The organism is Pararhodobacter sp. SW119, from assembly GCF_017811755.1.
Taxonomy (GTDB): domain Bacteria; phylum Pseudomonadota; class Alphaproteobacteria; order Rhodobacterales; family Rhodobacteraceae; genus Pararhodobacter.
The window spans coordinates 1-15,920 of the sequence record NZ_JADDJF010000024.1 but is presented as its reverse complement, the minus strand read 5'-3'; the positions used below and the strand labels follow the sequence as shown (position 1 = coordinate 15,920).

Sequence of the window (15,920 nt, the reverse complement as noted above, 5' to 3'; positions counted from 1 at the left end):
GATCCAATCAGGAGTATTCCATGGCCGAGAATGGCAAGGGCGACAATGGCAATGGCGGCAATGGCGCGGCGGCGCCGGCGGCCGGACAGGCGGGCGCGCAGGCCGGTGCACAGGCGGCAGGCCAGCCGCAGGTGAAGGTGCAGGTACTGGCGCAGTTCGTTCGCGACATGTCCTTCGAAAACGCTGTTGCGCAGAACAATATGACCTTGCCGCAGGGCCAGCCCGACATTCAGGTTCAGGTCAGCCTGGATGCGCGCAAGCGCGATACCGAGCATCAGTTCGAGGTGATCAGCAAGTTCCGCATCGAATCGAAGACCAAGGAAGACGGCAAGACCCTGTTCCTGGTGGAGCTTGAATACGGTGGCGTGTTCCATATCGAGGGTGTCCCGCAGGAACAAATGCACCCCTTCCTGCTGATCGAGTGCCCGCGCATCCTGTTCCCCTTCGCGCGGCGCATCATCAGCGATGTCACCCGCGACGGGGGTTTCCCGGCCCTGAACCTCGACCTGATCGATTTCATGGCGCTTTACCGTCAGGAACTGGCGCGCCAGAGCCAGAAAGGCCAGGCCGGCGGCGGCGCCGCACCTGCCGCCTGAGGCAGCCAGAAGGGAAGCAAGGGGCCGCGTCAGCGGCCCTTTTTCATGCCAAAGGCCGGGAGCAAGGTCGCGACTTCTTAACACTCTTGCGCAAGGCTCGGATCGGACAAGCCGTATGCGTGGGATACAGGGTCGTGGCCAATCTATCAGAAGACATCGGTGCAACTGCGCAGATTGCGTTTTCCAGGCAGCAGATGCGACTGGATCGGCAGGCGCGAGTCGGGATCTTGCGCAATCCGAAAGAGCCGCCACGCCTGCCGCCGCGCAAGGCGGTGCTGACCGGGAAATGGCTGGATCTGCGCAGCCGCCGGCGATTGCGCCGTGATGGTCTGGATCTGGCTTCTGCGTCGGACATGACCGAGGGCGCAGGCGGCGCCACCCTTCTGCGCGCGGGGAATGGACGCATCGCCGCGATCGATATCGACCGCCTGATGGCCGAGGCCGAGGCGCATGAAGGCGGGCGGGCCACGCGCCGTCCGTTCGCGCAGGGCTTTCGTGCCGGTGCCGAGGGCAACGCCCCCACCCGCGACGAGGTCGCCGAGCGCTTGCGCCAGAGCCTGCGGACGCTGAGCCGCCCCATTCCGTCCGAGCCATCGCAGAATGTATCCGACGGAGGCGGCGGCGACGACCCTGTCGCGGCCGGGACGACAGTCGCCGTTCAGTCCCCGCGCCATTTGCGGTTTGATCTGCGTCGCTTCCTCGTGGGCGCGCTGGCCGGGTTGGGCGCGGCGCTGGTGGGCGCGATCGCGGCGATCTGGGTGCTGTCGGTATAGTTCCATCACCCGCGGCCCGGGTTTACCGCGCGCGACACGCGCGCTATCGATGCTGCGGACAGGAATTTGGGCCCCGCCGCACCGATGAAACAACCCCGCGCATGGCAGCGCATGCTTTCGGGTCGCAGGCTGGATCTGCTAGACCCGACTCCCGTCGATATCGAACTTGAAGACATCGCGCATGGCCTGGCGTTCGTCGCGCGCTGGAACGGGCAGACGCATGGCGACTTTCCCTATTCCGTGGCGGAGCATTCGCTTCTGGTCGAGCACCTGGTGGGTCGTCTGGAGCCAAAGACGGAGCCGCGATGGCGCCTGGCCGCGCTGCTGCACGATGCGCCGGAGTACGTCATCGGCGACATGATCTCGCCGGTGAAGGCCGCGGTCGGCCCGGGCTACGGGGCATTGGATGCGCGGCTGTCGGTGGCGGTACATCTGCGCTTTGGGCTGCCGGCGGAACTGCCGCCAAAGGTCAAGTCGCTGATCAAGCGGGCCGACCGCATTTCCGCCTGGCTCGAGGCTGTCGAGATCGCGGGGTTCAACGCTGCCGAGGCTGACCGCTTTTTCGGCAAGCCACCGGCTGGCGTGGTCGAAACCCTGTCGATCGTGCCGCGCCCCCCGGTCGAGGTGCGCGCGGCGTTCATGGCGCGCCACGGCGCCCTGATGTCGGAACTCGACCGGCGGCGCGCCTAGCGAGGGCTGCGCTTGGCGAGAATGCGCTGAAGCGTTCGCCGATGCATGCTGAGCCGTCGCGCGGTTTCGGACACGTTCCTGTCGCATTGTTCGAACACGCGCTGGATGTGTTCCCAGCGCACCCGGTCCGCCGACATCGGGTTTTCCGGCGGGGCGGGCAGGGTGCCGTCGGCATGATTGAGCAGCGCGTTGACCACCTCGTCGGCATCGGCGGGCTTCGACAGGTAATCCGTCGCGCCGATCTTCACCGCGGCGACCGCTGTCGCGATGGCGCCATAACCGGTCAGCACGACGATGCGCGCGTCCGGGCGACGCGCTCGCAACGCCTCGACGACATCGAGGCCATTGCCGTCTTCGAGGCGCAGGTCGATGACCGCGTAGGCCGGTGGAGTTGCCTGCGCGGCGGCCTTGCCGGCGGCAACGCTTGTCGCGGTGTGCGGCTCGAAACCGCGCCGCTCCATGGCGCGGGCCAGACGCTTCAGGAACACCTCGTCATCGTCGACCAGCAGCAGGGACCGGTCGGGGCCGATATCGGGTGTTTGCGGATCGGACATCTCGCTACTCCTGTGACGCGGTGTCGAACTGGGTGCAGCGCGGACGTAGGGCAGAATCCGCCGGGTTCAAAGCCTGTCCAGGAAACAGGCGATCCGGTCGGCCATGTCGGGTGCGGTGTCGTCGCGGCGAAAGACCTCGACGAAGCCTTCGCCGGGCAGCATCAGATAGGTGAAGGTCGAATGGTCGACGAGGTAGAAGTCATCCTCGGCCTCGTGGACGTTGTAGAAGGCCCGGTATTCGCGCGCCGCGGCACGAACCTGCGCCTCACTGCCGGTCAGTCCGATCATCCGGGGATGAAAGATGCTCGCGAACTCTGCCAGCACCTCTGGCGTGTCGCGCCGGGGGTCGACCGAGATGAAGACGGGGCGGAGGTTGTGGCCGCGCTCCTCCAACAGCTCCACGGCGAGCGCATTGCGCGCGGTGTCGAGAGGGCAGACATCCGGGCAGAACGTGTAGCCGAAGTAGATCAGCGCCGGTTCTGAAAGCACGTCGGCCTCGGTCACCGTGCGTCCGGTCTGGTCGATCAGTTCGAACGGGCCGCCGATCGATCCGGATCCGCCTGCGATGGACGTTGCGCGGCACTGGGCAAATCGGTCGCCATCGCGATCCGCCAAAACCAGCCAACCCAGGACGCCCAGCAGCACCGCCACGAAAGCGGCCGCGCCGATGCTGTAGTAGCGAATCATCAGACTCTCCGATCCTTGAGCGGTTCTTGATGCCCGATGCGTCGAGCACTAACAATGCGGCCAGGACTTTCCGCGACAACAGGACGCCCCTTGGCACGCTACCCCGTCAGGCTCACGAATTACGATGCCGACATGCACTGGGTGCGCCTGCAAACCCTGACGCGGGTGCGCTGGATTGCGGTGCTGGGCCAGTTCCTGGCGATCACGATCGCGCATTTCGGTCTGGGTCTCAGTTTTTCCATCCCGCTAGCCTACCTTGTTGTCGCAGTTTCGATTGCCTCGAACCTACTGAGCGAGTTCGTCTTTCCGCCGAACCGCCGTCTGTCCGAAGGCGAGGTGCTGCTGACCCTGATCTTCGACACGACGCAGTTGTCGGTCCTGTTGTTTCTGACGGGCGGGTTGTCGAACCCGTTCGCGCTTCTGCTGCTGGCGCCGGTCACGATCGCCGCAACCGCGCTGAGGTTGCGCTCCACGCTGGCCATCGGGGGGATCGCGGCCGCATTGGCATCGCTTCTGGCCGTCAGCCATGAGCCATTGATCCTGCGCGGCGGCCTGCCGGTCGTGATACCGACGCTGCTGCTGGTCGGGCAATGGCTGGCGATTCTGACCGGCATCGCCTTCATCGGGCTTTATTCGCGCAGTGTCGCCATAGAAAAGCACGCGCTGACCGAGGCGCTTCTGGCGACGCAGATGGCGCTTGCTCGCGAACAGAAGCTGACCGATCTGACCGCCGTAGTTGCGGCTGCCGCGCACGAACTGGGTACACCGCTGGCGACGATCAAGCTGGCGAGTTCGGAACTGATCGACACGCTGGAAGACGCCGACCAGCGGGCCGATGCGACGCTGATCCGCGAACAGGCCGACCGCTGCCGAAAGATCCTCCACTCGATGGGACAGGCGGGAAAGGACGATCCGCATCTGCATCAGGCGCCGCTGGAGGCGGTCGTGACCGAGGCTGCCGCGCCGCATGCCGCCCGCGGCAAGGAGTTGCGCTTCGTCCATCGCGCTCTGGGTGACGCCGATCCGCGCATGCCCGAGATCTGGCGCCGACCCGAGATCATCCATGGCCTTCGCAACCTGATCCAGAATGCGGTCGATTTCGCGGAAAACCGGATCCGCATCGACGCCGAGTGGGACGAGTCGACGATCAGACTGCGCGTCATGGACGATGGTCCGGGCTATCCACCCGATCTGCTGGGCCGGATCGGCGATCCCTACCTGCGCGCGCGCCGGCCGGCGGCGCTCCGCAGCCATCGACCGGAATACGAGGGGATGGGACTGGGTCTTTTCATCGCCAAGACCTTGCTGGAACGGTCGGGCGCCAGGCTGCGGTTTCGCAATGGCACGGGCTCCGCTGTCGATGACGGCGATCATGCAGGGGAATGGGCCGGTGCGATTGCCGAGGTGTCGTGGCCGCGAACGGCGATCGTCGCCGCGCCGCGCCCGCGCCTGGGAGCCAATCTCCCGCTCGATCCGAGCATCGGCGGATCGTCGCCTGACTAGAAAATAGTCAATACCGGGCAGATCCCCGTTAATGGCCGCTTAACCAGAATAGAGAACGCTTCGAGCATCGGCCCGCGCCTGCGGGAATTCTCGACTGGATTGATGATGGACAGCAGCCTGACTTCCGCGCTCGTTGTGCTTGCGACCTCTGCCGCGACGGCGCTGGCGGTGGTTCTGATTGCGGCGGGGCTTTTGAAGATGCCCTCGCGCGTGCCGCAGGCGAAACTGGGTGGAAACCGGCTGGATGCTGTTTTCCTTTTCAGCGATCGGGTTCTGGTCGACGCCAACGACCGCGGCGAGGCCCTGCTTTCGTCGTTGGCCGGCACGGCGGGCGATATCCCCGGCGAAGGCGTCGCCTGGGCGCGTCTGTCACGCTATCTCGCAGCCGGCTTTCCCGATCTGGCGGAGCGTCTGGCGACGCTTGCGCAGCGGCGCCGCCTGGAGTTGACGGCGAAGGACGGTTCGGGGCTTTCGCTGCTTGCGGAATGGCTTGACGGGACCGCGCGCCTGACGTTGGCCGATACCGCGGCCGAGGAGGGCGGCGTGATGCTGGATCGTCTGAGCCATCGCGCGCTGGAAGAGGAACTTGCCGTACTGCGCGGCGTGTCGGACCTTTCGCCGATCCCGACCTGGCGCGAGAACGCGCAGGGACAGGTGATCTGGGCAAATGGTGCCTACCTGCATCAGCTGATCGAAGCCGGCTATGGCGGCGCGATCAGCTGGCCCTTGCCGTCGTTGTTCCCCGGAAGCGAGGCCGGGCGGGTCGAGCGGGTGTCGCTGGCGCTGCCGGGGGGGCGCGTTGCCTGGTTCGATCTGCAGCGCGAGGCCGATGAGAAGGGCCAACTGGTTTTCGCCGTCCCGGCCGATGCCGCGCACCTGGCGGAAAGCGCACGGCAATCGTTTATCCAGACGCTCACCAAGACCTTCGCCACGCTGCCGATCGGCCTTGCGGTCTTCGACCGACATCGCCGTCTTCAGCTTTTCAACCCGGCATTGAGCCAGTTGACCGGGCTTGAACCCGAGTTCCTGCTGTCGCGCCCCGGGATGGAAGGTTTCCTGAACCGGATGCGCGGAAAGCGCATCCTGCCCGAGCCGCGGGACTATTCGAGTTGGGCGCGGCGCCTCACCGATTGTGAGAGCAGCGGCGAGCCGCGCGAATTCGAGGAGACCTGGTCGCTGCCGTCGGGGCAGACCTTCCGGGTGTCGGTCAGGCCCCATCCCGATGGCGCCCTGGCCTTCATGCTCGAGGACATCAGCTCCGAAGTCTATCTCTCGCGGAATTTTCGGGCGGAACTTGAAACCGGGCAGGCCGCGTTGAATTTGCTGGAAGCGGCCGTCGCCGTCTTTTCCGCCAACGGGCAGCTGGTCCTGACGAACGCCGCCTTCGGCCGCCTCTGGGGCCAGAAGATCGAGGAGTCGATGGCCGTCGTGACCCTGCGAGAAGCGCTGGGTGCGTGGCGTCTGCAATGCGAGGATAGCGACCTGTGGGCCGGGGTCGCGGCGCTGGCGAGGCCGCAGACGGATCAGGGCGTGGTCGCGGGTGTGGTCCGGCTGAAGGTCGGGCGGCAGATGATGCTGCGGGCACGTCGCGCCACGAACAGTGCCCTGCTTGTCGTGTTCGAGCCGTTGGCAGAATTGGCCGCGTTGGATAGTGCCGAGGCGCGCGCACCTGTCACGCACCAAAACCGTCCCCCTGCCGCTTCCGCGGGCAAGGGCAGGCTCTCGTCAAAGCAGACGTCGCCCGCGCCGTCAGCCCCCCAGCACGCCGGGGTCTGATACCACGGAGCCGCGGATCCAGTGATCAGATCGACGCGTCGATCCAGCTGGCAAGTGCGGCCTTGGGCGCCGCGCCGACCTTGTTCGACACGATCTGGCCATCCTTCACCAGAAACAGCGCCGGTATGCCCCGGATACCCATCGCCGCGGTCACTTGCGGGTTCTCGTCGACGTTGACCTTGGTGATCTTCACCCGGCCTTCGTATTCGGTCGAAAGTTCTTCCAGCGCCGGGCCGATCTGCTTGCAGGGTCCGCACCATTCCGCCCAGAAATCGACGACGACCGGGATCGAGCTGTTACGCACTTCGGCGTCGAAGGTCGCGTCGGTGACGGGAATGGTGGCCATGGGATGTCTCCGCTTTCGGGGTAAATCACGCGCCGAGGCGCCTCTCCTGACAACTATGAAGCCGCGACTTCGGGGTCAAGGGCGGCCCGGTCCAGTGCGGCGGCAAGGGCTGCGTTGTCGAGCCGCATGAGTTTTGCCGTCGCGGTCCAGAGAATCGCGGCCTCGATCCGCCGGTCGGGATAAAGCGGACGCAGCAGGTGGACATAGGCGCCAAGCTGGCGCAGCAAGCCCTCCGGCACCTCGGCTGGCGTCGCGGGCACTACTCGGTTCGTCTTGAAATCGATCGCAAGGACGTGATCGGCGGTGATCTGCAAGCGGTCGATCACGCCCCAGATCAGTCGATCATGCCAGAGGCCGGACAGCGCGACCTCGGCCAGCGTGTCCTGCGCGAACACCGGGCGCAGCGTGTCGTTGTTCATCAGCGCCTCGGCTTCGTCCCGACAGCGCGCGACCTCGACCGGAGGCGCATCGAAGGGCGCAAGCAGGGCCTCGGCGCGCGCAGGACGGTCGCCCGGTGCGGCGGCGGGCAGGTGCTCCAGCAGAAGATGCATCATGCGCCCGCGTTTAAGCGCCTCTTCTTCGGTCGCGCCGGCCTCTCCCGGCAGCGCCTTCGCGCCCCCGAGGGCGCTGGGGCTGATGGCAAGCGTTCGCGTCGCGGGCACGGGCAGCGGGCGCGAAAGATGATCCAGGTCGGTATCGTCTGTCACCTGCGCGACGACCCGCGGCGCGGGAGCGGGCGCGGGCCAAGCGCCGGATTCAAACCGAGACCCGGGACCTGGCGGGAAATCCTGTGCCTCTGCGTTCAGGGCCTCCATGCCGGCTTTTATCCGGGCGTACCAGCCGGCCTGATCCGCGGCCTTGCCGGCGCCGGCAATGATCAGCCAGCGTTCGGCCCGTGTCAGCGCGACATAGAGCAGGCGATCGGATTCTTCGCGCCGGCGCGCGCGGGCCGCTTCATCCGCGACGATCTGCACCTCGGGGGCGTCCTCGGCTGGCAGGCGAAGGATCGGCTGGCCGGCGACGTCGCGCAGCGCAGCACGTTCCGGGTCACGCCGGTCGGCGGTGTCGGGCAGCACGACCACCGGCGCCTCCAGCCCCTTCGCTCCGTGAACGGTCATGACCCGGATGCGCCCGCCGGCCGCTTCCGACTGACGCTTGACCTCGACATCGGCGGCGGTTAGCCAGCCCAGAAATCCGTCCAGCGTCGGGATTTCCTCGATCTCGTAGACCAGCGCCTGCGCGACAAAGGCTTCCAGCGCGTCCTCGACCTCGATCCCGAAGCGGGACAACAGGCGTCGGCGGCCCTCGTGCCGGGTCAGCACGCGCTCGATCAGTTCGTAGGGACGCAGGAAATCGGTCTGATCGCGAAGGTCCTGCAGCACCGCGACGGTTTCTTCGGCACCGGCAGCAGCGCGCAGGCGTTCCCAAAGGAACTGCTTTCCGCGCCCGTGGGCCAGCCGAAACAGCCGGTCCTCGGACCAGCCGAAAAGCGGCGAGCGCAGCGCGCAGGCAAGCGACAGGTCATCTTCGGGCAGCGCCAGGAAGCGAAGAAGCGCAATCAGGTCCTGGGCGGCCAGTTCTTCGGTCAGCACCAACCGGTCGGCGCCCGCCACCGGCAATCCCTCGGCCTTGAGGGCGCGGATGATCTCGTGAAACAGCAGTCGCCGGCGACGCACGAGAACCAGAAAATCGCCCGGGCCGACCGTGCGCCACCCGTCCTTCGTGGCAATCCGTTCGCCGCAGGCGAGGATGGCGGCGATCTCGCGCGCGATCTGCCGGGCGAGCGTGAGTTCGTGATGCTCCTCGCTTGGCCGGTCGAGGGGGACGTCCCAGTCCCCTGGCGCGGGCTTCTCGGCCGGTTCCACCATCGGCCAGAGGTCGACGCGTCCCGGCAACTCGGTCTGAAAGGCAAGGTGCGCAACGCCGCCGCCCAGTCCGTTTTCCTGCGGGTCGGGGGCGAAGCAGGTGTCGACCAGACGCAGAATCGCTTCCGAGGACCTGAACGAATGCGTCAGTTCCAGCCGCTGCATCCCGGGACCGACCGCGGCGAAGCGGGCGTCGAATTCGCCCTGCATCCGGTCGAAGCCGCGCAGATCGGCGCCCTGGAAGGAATAGATCGACTGCTTGCGATCACCGACAACGAAGATCGTGCGCACGGCCTCGCGTGCGCCCTGGCCGGCGGTGAATTCCTGCGCCAGATGCCCGATCACCTGCCACTGCTCGGGGCTGGTATCCTGTGCTTCGTCGATCAGGATATGATCGATCCCCCCGTCCAGCTTGTAGAGCACCCATTGCGCGACCGACGGGTCGCCCAACAAATCGCGCGCGCGCACGATCAGGTCGTCGAACTCCAGCCAGCCGCGCTCCGCTTTCGCCGCTTCCGCCGCGCGCATCCAGTCACGCGCAAACCCGTGAAGCGCCGTCGCGCGCTCGAAGGCCTCCAGCCGCTGTCTCAGCGCACGCGCGGCCTCTATGCGATCTCCAAGCGCATCCAGCGCGGCCAGCGCCACCGGCTCGGCCCGTTCCAGCTTCGCTCTCAAGTCTTTCGTCGGCAATCGAGCGCCCTTCGCGGTGAAGGCTTCCTTCGCGGATTTGCCAAACAGCAGCGCGCCTTCTAGTCGCGGCAGATCGTCTAGCGCGACACGATGGATGAGGGGGGAAAGCGCGTCAGCGAGTTTGAGGTCGGTCGGTTTGCCGGCGCGCAGATGCGGCAACAGCACGCGGGCCATTTCGACTTCGTCGCCGGCGAAGACCTGCGCGGCAAGCGCGGCATCGTCGAAACCCGGCGGCAAATCGAACAGCGCGTTCAGGTCGGCCGCCGGCGCATTGGGGCGAAACGCATCCCGGAAACGGCTCAATTCGGTCAGAAGCGACAGCAGCGTGCCCTCGCCGATCCTGGCGGCCAATGCCTGCAACCGTGGCGCCTCGTCGCCCGCGGCCAGGTCGTCCAGCAGTTCCATGCGCAGCGCCAGCAGGCTGCGCGGATCGGCCTCGGCAAAGTCGGGCGCAACGCCGGCTTCCAGGGGGAAGCGGCGCAGGAGTGCCGCGCAGAAGGCGTGAATCGTCTGTATCTTCAACCCGCCCGGAGTTTCCAGCGCGCGGGCGAAAAGCCGCCGCGCGCGGGCCAGAAGGTCGGGGTCGATGACCGTCTCGCCCAGGTCGTGCAGCGCCGCGGATAGGTCCGCGTCGTCCTTCATCGCCCAGTCGCCCAGCCGTGCGAAAAGGCGATTCTGCATCTCGGCCGCGGCGGCCTTGGTATAGGTCAGGCAGAGGATGCGCTGCGGCGCCACCCCGCGCAGCAACAACCGCGCGACGCGGTCGATCAGCACCCGCGTCTTGCCCGAGCCGGCATTCGCCGACAGCCAGGTCGTGGCGGACGGCTCCGCCGCCCGGATCTGGCGCCGGGTCGCCTCATCCATCGTGATCGCCCACCCGGAAGGTTTCCTCGGTGTCGGTGACCTGCCATTCCCCCCGGCGCGAAAGCTGGTCATAGTCGCTGCGATCGCTGTCCTTCTTCGCGGCGCGACGGGCGATGTATCCCTGCCGCGGGGACATGTAGTCGTGCAAAAGGCGGCGCAGTCCTTCGCGGTGGCGGGCGAGGGCTTCGGGGTCGATCTCGGCCGCGCTCAGCTTGAACCGGGTGCCGACGCCAACGAACTCGGCGCGGTCCACAGGCGCGGGGTCAAGCCCCGGAAAGGCGCCGTCTTCGGCCATCATCGTCAGAAGGATCAATTGCTTGTCGAAGGCTTCCTGCTGCGCCTTCGTGGGCGGGTCACCGGTCTTGTAGTCGAAGATCTGCAGCGCACCATGCGGCAGGCGGTCGATACGGTCGGGCCGTCCGGTCAATGTGAAGGGCGGGTCCGGCAAGGTCAGCGCGCCCTTCTGCTCGATCAGAATGGGCGCGCCGCTCAGGCCGCTGTGCCATCGGATGAAATCCTCCGCCACGCGGGCAAGCCGGGCTCGCCACAGCATTCGCGCTGCCGGCCAGGGCACGTACTCTGACAGGACGGCGTCGGCCATCGCCAGCAAGTTGGCTGGATCGGCGGCTGTACCGGGGGGATGGGCGCGCGTGAAGCGGTCGAAAAGCTCGTGCAGGACAACCCCGCGCAGGCGTGCATCCGGCTCGGCGCTCAGCGCGTCCAGCGGCCGCAGACCAAGGATGTAGCGCGCGTAGATCGTGTAGGGGTCGCGGATCAGGTCCTTGACGGCGGTGACCGGCAGTTCGCGCGGGCGCGCCGCGGCAGGGGGCGCGGGGGCGGGACGGGGATGGCGCCGCGCCACCGCATCGGGCACCGCGCGCAGGTCGCGATCAAAGCGCGCGGCGAGGTCGAGCCAGACCTGCCCGCGCGCGCGCATCGCCTGCAATGCCGCGGGGCCCTGCTGCGCCGGAAGGCCGGCGATCAGGTTCTGCAGCCGGTTGATCCAGCGGGACGGCACGGTTTCGGCCTCGGCGTTGCGGCGGGCGTGCGTGAAGACGACTTCGGCGGCGCCCGCGGCCTGCTGGAAATCGTGCGCCGAAAGCCCGACCTGGCGTTCCGGCAGCAGCAGCCCGGCATCCAGGCGCATGCGTCGATTGAACCAGGGGTCGGGCGCGGGGACCTGCGGCCAGACCCCCTCGTTCAACCCGCCCAACACGACCAGATCGGCCCCGTGAAAGCGCGCTTCCTGCGTGCCCAGAATCTGAATGTCGGGATGCGACTCGGCGCTTTCGCGCACCGACTGGCCGGCCAGCAGGCCATCGAGCAGCGCGACATAGTCGGCGCCCGTGACCTCGCCGCCATGCGCCGCCGCGGCGGACAGGTCCGCCATGAGCGTCTGCGCACGCCGCCCGGGTTCGCGTAGCCACAACTCGCCGCTGCCGGGGTCTGTCGTCCCTTTGCGCACCCCTCCAGCGAGCCGTTCGGCCAGTGTCAGGTGCCGGTCGACCAAGTCGGATAGCGCATGCGCGCAGGGATCGGGGGGCGACAGCAGGGGCAGCAGCCAGTCGAGCCAGATGCGGCGCCCGACGTCCTCGCCGGCCCAGCGGACGAGGTCCGGCGCGGTCGGAAACGGAAGGGCCTTTCGCCGGAGCCAGAGTTCGAGGTCGCGCAAGTGGTTCAGATGCGGCCCGCGCCCGTCGGCGGAGTGGGCGATGGGATTCTTCAGCAGCGCGACCAGCGACCGCGCATCGGGCATGTGACGCAAGCAGGCCGCGACCTGCCGCAGGAAGCGCCCTGGCGCCGACAGTGCCAGTGGCCGGCCCGCGCTATCGTCGGGGCGCAACTGCCATCGGTCAAGCGCGGCGGTCACCTGTCGCGCCAGCAACCGGTCGGGGGTGATCAGCGCTGCACTGCGGCGAGTCTCGGCGGCATTGCGCAGGATCAGCGCGATGGCCAGCGCCTCGGTCCGCGGGTCGGGCGCTTCGATCAGGTCTGTTCTGGCCAGGACGGTTTCAAGATTCCCCAGTCCCGCACCCTCGGCCCGCCAGCGGTCGGTGACCGGGGCCGGGCGCAGCGAGAGCGAGATCACGCGGTTGCGCGCCGGATCGTGCGCGGCGGCTCCGGCCCAGGGCGCGACCTGGCCCGCTTCGATATCGAGCGTACGCAGGAGTGCCGCGTAGCGATACTGCGGGTGATCCTCGGACTGCAGCGGATCGTCGAGTTCGGGCCAGACATCCGCCGGCATGTCGAAGTCGAACCCGGGCAGGATCAAGGCCCCTTGCGGCAGCTGTGCGACCGCCCGCATCAGAAGCGCCGTCATCCCGCGCGACCCGGTCGAGCCCGCCACGATTACCGGATGCGCGGGCGGCGCCTCGGCCCAGCTGGCCACCAGCGCCTCGATCGCGGCGCGTTGCGCCCCCTGACGGTCGCGCAACGCGCCGGGGGCAAGGTAGCGCGCGACCAGCCGGATGAAGCGCAGCGACCGGTCCCAGTGCTGCGAATGCTGGCTGACGTCCAGACGGTCCAGCGCCGAGAGCGCCACGCCCTCGGCCTGCATCTCGTCCAGCAGCGCCGCCAGGCTGTCGGCCAGGGCAAAGGCCGCGTGCCGCGGGCCAAGGGTCGGGTCGGCGGCAAGCAGCCCGCGGATGAGTTGCGCCAGTTCCAGCCGCCGGCGCAGCGCCGCGCGCGGTGTATCAAGGCCGGTGTCGTCCAGCGCGGCGATCAGGCGGATGCGCGGCAGAAAGCCCGGCCCCTGCGCCATCAGCGCCGCCCGCAGGCGCGCCTGCAGTCGACTGGTGTTCACCAACACCTCGATGCGCGCCATCGCCTCGGGCGGCTGGCCGGCCAGTCGGTTGCGCAGGCCACGCGACACCGCAGCGGCGAAATCCGTGCCCGGGGCTTCGGCAAAGACCCGCGCGCCGTCCGAGGGGCCGAAGATCACGCCAACCCCTCCAGCCGCTCCGACCAGCCCGCCCCGTCGGCGATCAGTTCGACCTCTCGGCTGTCCCCGGGCGCATGCGACAGGCGCAGGGTCAGGGCATTGGGCGGCCGGCAGGGGCCCAGCCGCTCGGGCCATTCGACCAGGCAGAGCGCGGTCTCGAACGCCTCGGCCAGGCCCAGCTCCACCGCTTCCTCGGGGTCCGTAAGGCGGTAGAGGTCGGCGTGCCAGATCGGGAAACCCGGCCCGTCATAGACTTGGACCAGCGTGAAGGTGGGCGAGGGCACCTCCTCGGCCACCGGCATCAGCGCCTTGATCAGCGCGCGGGCGAAATGCGTCTTGCCCGCGCCGATCGGCCCCTCCAGCAGCAGCACATCGCCCGCGCGCAGACGCGGCGCCAGACGGCGCGCCAGCCGTTCGGTCGCGTGTCGATCGGGGAGGGGAAGGGACGTCATGCCGGCACCTTAGCGTCCACGCGCCGGGCCTGCCAGAGGGCCGGGTTGTCCTTTGCAGGGCGCGCGGCCATATAGGGCGCAACCTGAAGAGAGGGGCAGCACATGACGAAGGACGACTTTCCCGGCTGGCACGGCACGACGATCCTTGCCGTGCGCCGCGGGGGCGAAGTGGTGGTTGCTGGCGACGGGCAGGTCAGCCTCGGCCAGACGGTGATCAAGGGTTCGGCCCGCAAGGTGCGCCGTCTGGGCAAGGACGGGCGCGAAGTCGTCGCCGGGTTCGCCGGCTCGACCGCGGACGCCTTCACGCTGCTCGAACGGCTGGAAAAGAAACTCGAGGCCTCGCCCGGGCAACTGGCCCGCGCCTGCGTCGAACTGGCCAAGGACTGGCGCACTGACAAGTACCTGCGCAACCTGGAGGCCATGCTGATCGTCACCGACGGCGCCGACCTTTATGTCATCACCGGCGCCGGCGACGTGCTGGAGCCCGAACACGACGTCACCGCCATCGGCTCGGGCGGGAACTTCGCGCTCGCCGCCGCGCGCGGGCTGATGGAAACCGACCATTCCGCCGAAGAGGTCGCGCGCAAGGCCATGGCCATCGCCGCCGAGATCTGCGTCTACACCAACGGCAACCTGACCGTGGAGAGCATCCGCAAATGACCGACCTGACCCCGCGCGAGATCGTCTCCGAACTCGACCGCTTCATCATCGGCCAGGCGCCGGCCAAGCGGGCGGTGGCCGTGGCGCTGCGCAACCGCTGGCGGCGCAAGCAACTGGACCCCGCCCTGCGCGAGGAGGTCTATCCGAAGAACATCCTGATGATCGGTCCCACCGGCGTCGGCAAGACCGAGATCAGCCGCCGGCTTGCGAAACTGGCCAAGGCCCCCTTCCTGAAGGTCGAGGCCACGAAGTTCACCGAAGTCGGCTATGTCGGCCGCGATGTCGAGCAGATCATCCGCGACCTGATGGACGCCGCCATCGCCATGACCCGCGAGCACATGCGCGAGGACGTGCGCACCCGGGCGCAGGCGAACGCCGAGGAACGCGTGCTCGACGCCATCGCCGGGACCGAGGCGCGAGCCGGTACGCGCGACCTCTTTCGCAAGAAGCTGCACGCGGGCGAGTTGGACGACACGATCATCGAGGTCGAGGTCGCTGATCCCGGTCCCGCCCTCCCGATGATGGAGATCCCCGGCATGCCGCAGGGCGGCGGCATGAATCTGGGCGAGATCTTCGGCAAGGCCTTTGGCGGGCGCACCAAGCGCAAGCGGATGACCGTGGCCGAAAGCCACGACATCCTGATCGGAGAGGAAGCCGACAAGCTGCTGGACGACGAGGCGGTGAAGGCCGCGGCGCTGGAGGCGGTGGAGCAGAACGGGATCGTCTTTCTGGACGAGATCGACAAGGTCTGCGCCCGCGCCGAGACCCGTGGCGCCGATGTCAGCCGCGAGGGCGTGCAGCGCGACCTGCTGCCGTTGATCGAGGGCACGACGGTGTCCACCAAGTACGGCGCGGTCAAGACCGACCATATCCTGTTCATCGCCTCGGGCGCGTTCCACGTTGCCAAACCCTCGGACCTTCTGCCAGAGCTTCAGGGCCGGTTGCCGATCCGGGTGGAATTGCGGCCGCTGACCGAGGGCGATTTCGTCCGCATCCTGACTGAGACCGACAACGCGCTGACGCTGCAGTACACCGCCCTGATGGGGACCGAGAAGCTGGAGGTCCGCTTCACCGAGGACGGCATCAAGGCGCTGGCCCGCATCGCCGCCGAGGTCAACGAGGCGGTGGAGAACATCGGCGCGCGCCGGCTCTACACGGTGATGGAGCGGGTGTTCGAGGAACTCAGCTTCACGGCGCCCGACAAGGCCGGGGAGTCGGTCGCGGTGGACGCGGATTTCGTCGAGAAGAATATCGGCGATCTATCGCGGTCGGCGGACCTGAGTCGCTACGTTCTCTGACCGGGATACGAGGTCGGAACGGTCGTGCTGGGGCAAGAATCCGCGCGATGACGAGGCGGTCCGCTAGCGGACCGGAGTTCAGGTCTTTGACAAAAAAAGAAAAAAGCCGTGATTGCAATACTTTCTTCATACTACACGACTCTTGGATTCTTTCGCAGTTTGGAGGTTAAGTTTCGCCAGGGATCGGCGGCCTGATCCGGGTCGGTTCTGAGGAGTCGTCGGATG

At 67.6% G+C, this 15,920-nt stretch carries 13 protein-coding genes; 7 read left to right on the top strand and 6 right to left on the bottom strand.

Annotation, left to right across the window (positions count from 1 at the left end; genetic code table 11):
• Positions 1 to 20 precede the first annotated feature (20 nt).
• The 3 genes from secB to IM708_RS13540 all read left to right on the top strand — a co-directional run bounded on the left by secB (position 21) and on the right by IM708_RS13540 (position 2,059).
• Positions 21 to 596: a protein-export chaperone SecB gene (secB, locus tag IM708_RS13550; protein WP_209427108.1), complete on the top strand. Its 576-nt coding sequence runs from the start codon at positions 21 to 23 to the stop codon at positions 594 to 596.
• A 227-nt stretch (positions 597 to 823) separates the two neighbouring features.
• Complete coding sequence (locus tag IM708_RS13545; RefSeq protein ID WP_209427107.1) at positions 824 to 1,369, top strand: hypothetical protein; 546 nt, start codon at positions 824 to 826, stop codon at positions 1,367 to 1,369.
• Positions 1,370 to 1,480: 111 nt separating this feature from the next.
• Positions 1,481 to 2,059: an HD family hydrolase gene (locus IM708_RS13540; RefSeq protein ID WP_348524974.1), complete on the top strand. Its 579-nt coding sequence runs from the start codon at positions 1,481 to 1,483 to the stop codon at positions 2,057 to 2,059.
• Here the strand turns inward: IM708_RS13540 and IM708_RS13535 are convergent.
• Complete coding sequence (locus tag IM708_RS13535; protein WP_209427105.1) at positions 2,056 to 2,613, bottom strand: ActR/PrrA/RegA family redox response regulator transcription factor; 558 nt, start codon at positions 2,611 to 2,613, stop codon at positions 2,056 to 2,058. The two genes, IM708_RS13540 and IM708_RS13535, sit on opposite strands and share 4 nt — an antisense overlap.
• 66 nt (positions 2,614 to 2,679) lie before the next feature.
• On the bottom strand, positions 2,680 to 3,300 hold the full coding sequence (locus tag IM708_RS13530) for an SCO family protein (protein ID WP_209427104.1): 621 nt from the start codon (positions 3,298 to 3,300) through the stop codon (positions 2,680 to 2,682).
• Between the two features lie 90 nt (positions 3,301 to 3,390).
• On the opposite strand from IM708_RS13530, the gene IM708_RS13525 reads away from it, so the two are divergent.
• Entirely contained in the window at positions 3,391 to 4,803 is a 1,413-nt protein-coding gene (locus tag IM708_RS13525; RefSeq protein ID WP_245243185.1) for a sensor histidine kinase RegB, read from the top strand.
• A 105-nt stretch (positions 4,804 to 4,908) separates the two neighbouring features.
• The gene (locus IM708_RS13520; protein ID WP_209427103.1) at positions 4,909 to 6,579 is read left to right on the top strand and encodes a PAS domain-containing protein; all 1,671 of its coding nucleotides are present in this window, start codon (positions 4,909 to 4,911) and stop codon (positions 6,577 to 6,579) included.
• Between the two features lie 25 nt (positions 6,580 to 6,604).
• Here IM708_RS13520 and trxA read toward each other — a convergent pair whose 3' ends face one another.
• From trxA to tsaE, 4 genes are read right to left on the bottom strand one after another with little or no spacing between them, the layout of a single operon-like run.
• Positions 6,605 to 6,925: a thioredoxin gene (trxA, locus tag IM708_RS13515; RefSeq protein WP_209427102.1), complete on the bottom strand. Its 321-nt coding sequence runs from the start codon at positions 6,923 to 6,925 to the stop codon at positions 6,605 to 6,607.
• Positions 6,926 to 6,978: 53 nt separating this feature from the next.
• On the bottom strand, positions 6,979 to 10,344 hold the full coding sequence (gene addA / locus IM708_RS13510; RefSeq protein ID WP_209427101.1) for a double-strand break repair helicase AddA: 3,366 nt from the start codon (positions 10,342 to 10,344) through the stop codon (positions 6,979 to 6,981).
• Positions 10,337 to 13,285 (bottom strand): PD-(D/E)XK nuclease family protein, encoded by a 2,949-nt coding sequence (locus IM708_RS21690; protein ID WP_348524973.1) that lies wholly within the window; start codon positions 13,283 to 13,285, stop codon positions 10,337 to 10,339. Before IM708_RS21690 ends, addA begins: the two co-directional genes overlap by 8 nt.
• Positions 13,282 to 13,737 (bottom strand): tRNA (adenosine(37)-N6)-threonylcarbamoyltransferase complex ATPase subunit type 1 TsaE, encoded by a 456-nt coding sequence (gene tsaE, locus IM708_RS13500; protein ID WP_209427100.1) that lies wholly within the window; start codon positions 13,735 to 13,737, stop codon positions 13,282 to 13,284. Before tsaE ends, IM708_RS21690 begins: the two co-directional genes overlap by 4 nt.
• Positions 13,738 to 13,839: 102 nt before the next feature.
• On the opposite strand from tsaE, the gene hslV reads away from it, so the two are divergent.
• Both hslV and hslU read left to right on the top strand, forming a co-directional pair.
• Positions 13,840 to 14,397, top strand: coding sequence for an ATP-dependent protease subunit HslV (gene hslV, locus IM708_RS13495; RefSeq protein WP_209427099.1), 558 nt, complete (start codon positions 13,840 to 13,842; stop codon positions 14,395 to 14,397).
• A complete protein-coding gene (gene hslU, locus IM708_RS13490) occupies positions 14,394 to 15,695 on the top strand; it encodes an ATP-dependent protease ATPase subunit HslU (RefSeq protein WP_209427098.1) in 1,302 nt (433 codons plus the stop codon). The genes hslV and hslU overlap by 4 nt, the downstream gene beginning before the upstream one ends.
• Positions 15,696 to 15,920 lie beyond the last annotated feature (225 nt).

What these genes read in the sequence shown, in the direction of transcription:
- secB (WP_209427108.1), top strand. Translation starts at nt 21, where the DNA reads ATGGCCGAGAATGGCAAGGGCGACAATGGCAATGGCGGCAATGGCGCG.
- IM708_RS13540 (WP_348524974.1), top strand. Translation starts at nt 1,481, where the DNA reads ATGCTTTCGGGTCGCAGGCTGGATCTGCTAGACCCGACTCCCGTCGAT.
- IM708_RS13535 (WP_209427105.1), bottom strand. Translation starts at nt 2,613, where the DNA reads ATGTCCGATCCGCAAACACCCGATATCGGCCCCGACCGGTCCCTGCTG.
- IM708_RS13530 (WP_209427104.1), bottom strand. Translation starts at nt 3,300, where the DNA reads ATGATTCGCTACTACAGCATCGGCGCGGCCGCTTTCGTGGCGGTGCTG.
- IM708_RS13520 (WP_209427103.1), top strand. Translation starts at nt 4,909, where the DNA reads ATGGACAGCAGCCTGACTTCCGCGCTCGTTGTGCTTGCGACCTCTGCC.
- trxA (WP_209427102.1), bottom strand. Translation starts at nt 6,925, where the DNA reads ATGGCCACCATTCCCGTCACCGACGCGACCTTCGACGCCGAAGTGCGT.
- addA (WP_209427101.1), bottom strand. Translation starts at nt 10,344, where the DNA reads ATGGATGAGGCGACCCGGCGCCAGATCCGGGCGGCGGAGCCGTCCGCC.
- tsaE (WP_209427100.1), bottom strand. Translation starts at nt 13,737, where the DNA reads ATGACGTCCCTTCCCCTCCCCGATCGACACGCGACCGAACGGCTGGCG.
- hslV (WP_209427099.1), top strand. Translation starts at nt 13,840, where the DNA reads ATGACGAAGGACGACTTTCCCGGCTGGCACGGCACGACGATCCTTGCC.
- hslU (WP_209427098.1), top strand. Translation starts at nt 14,394, where the DNA reads ATGACCGACCTGACCCCGCGCGAGATCGTCTCCGAACTCGACCGCTTC.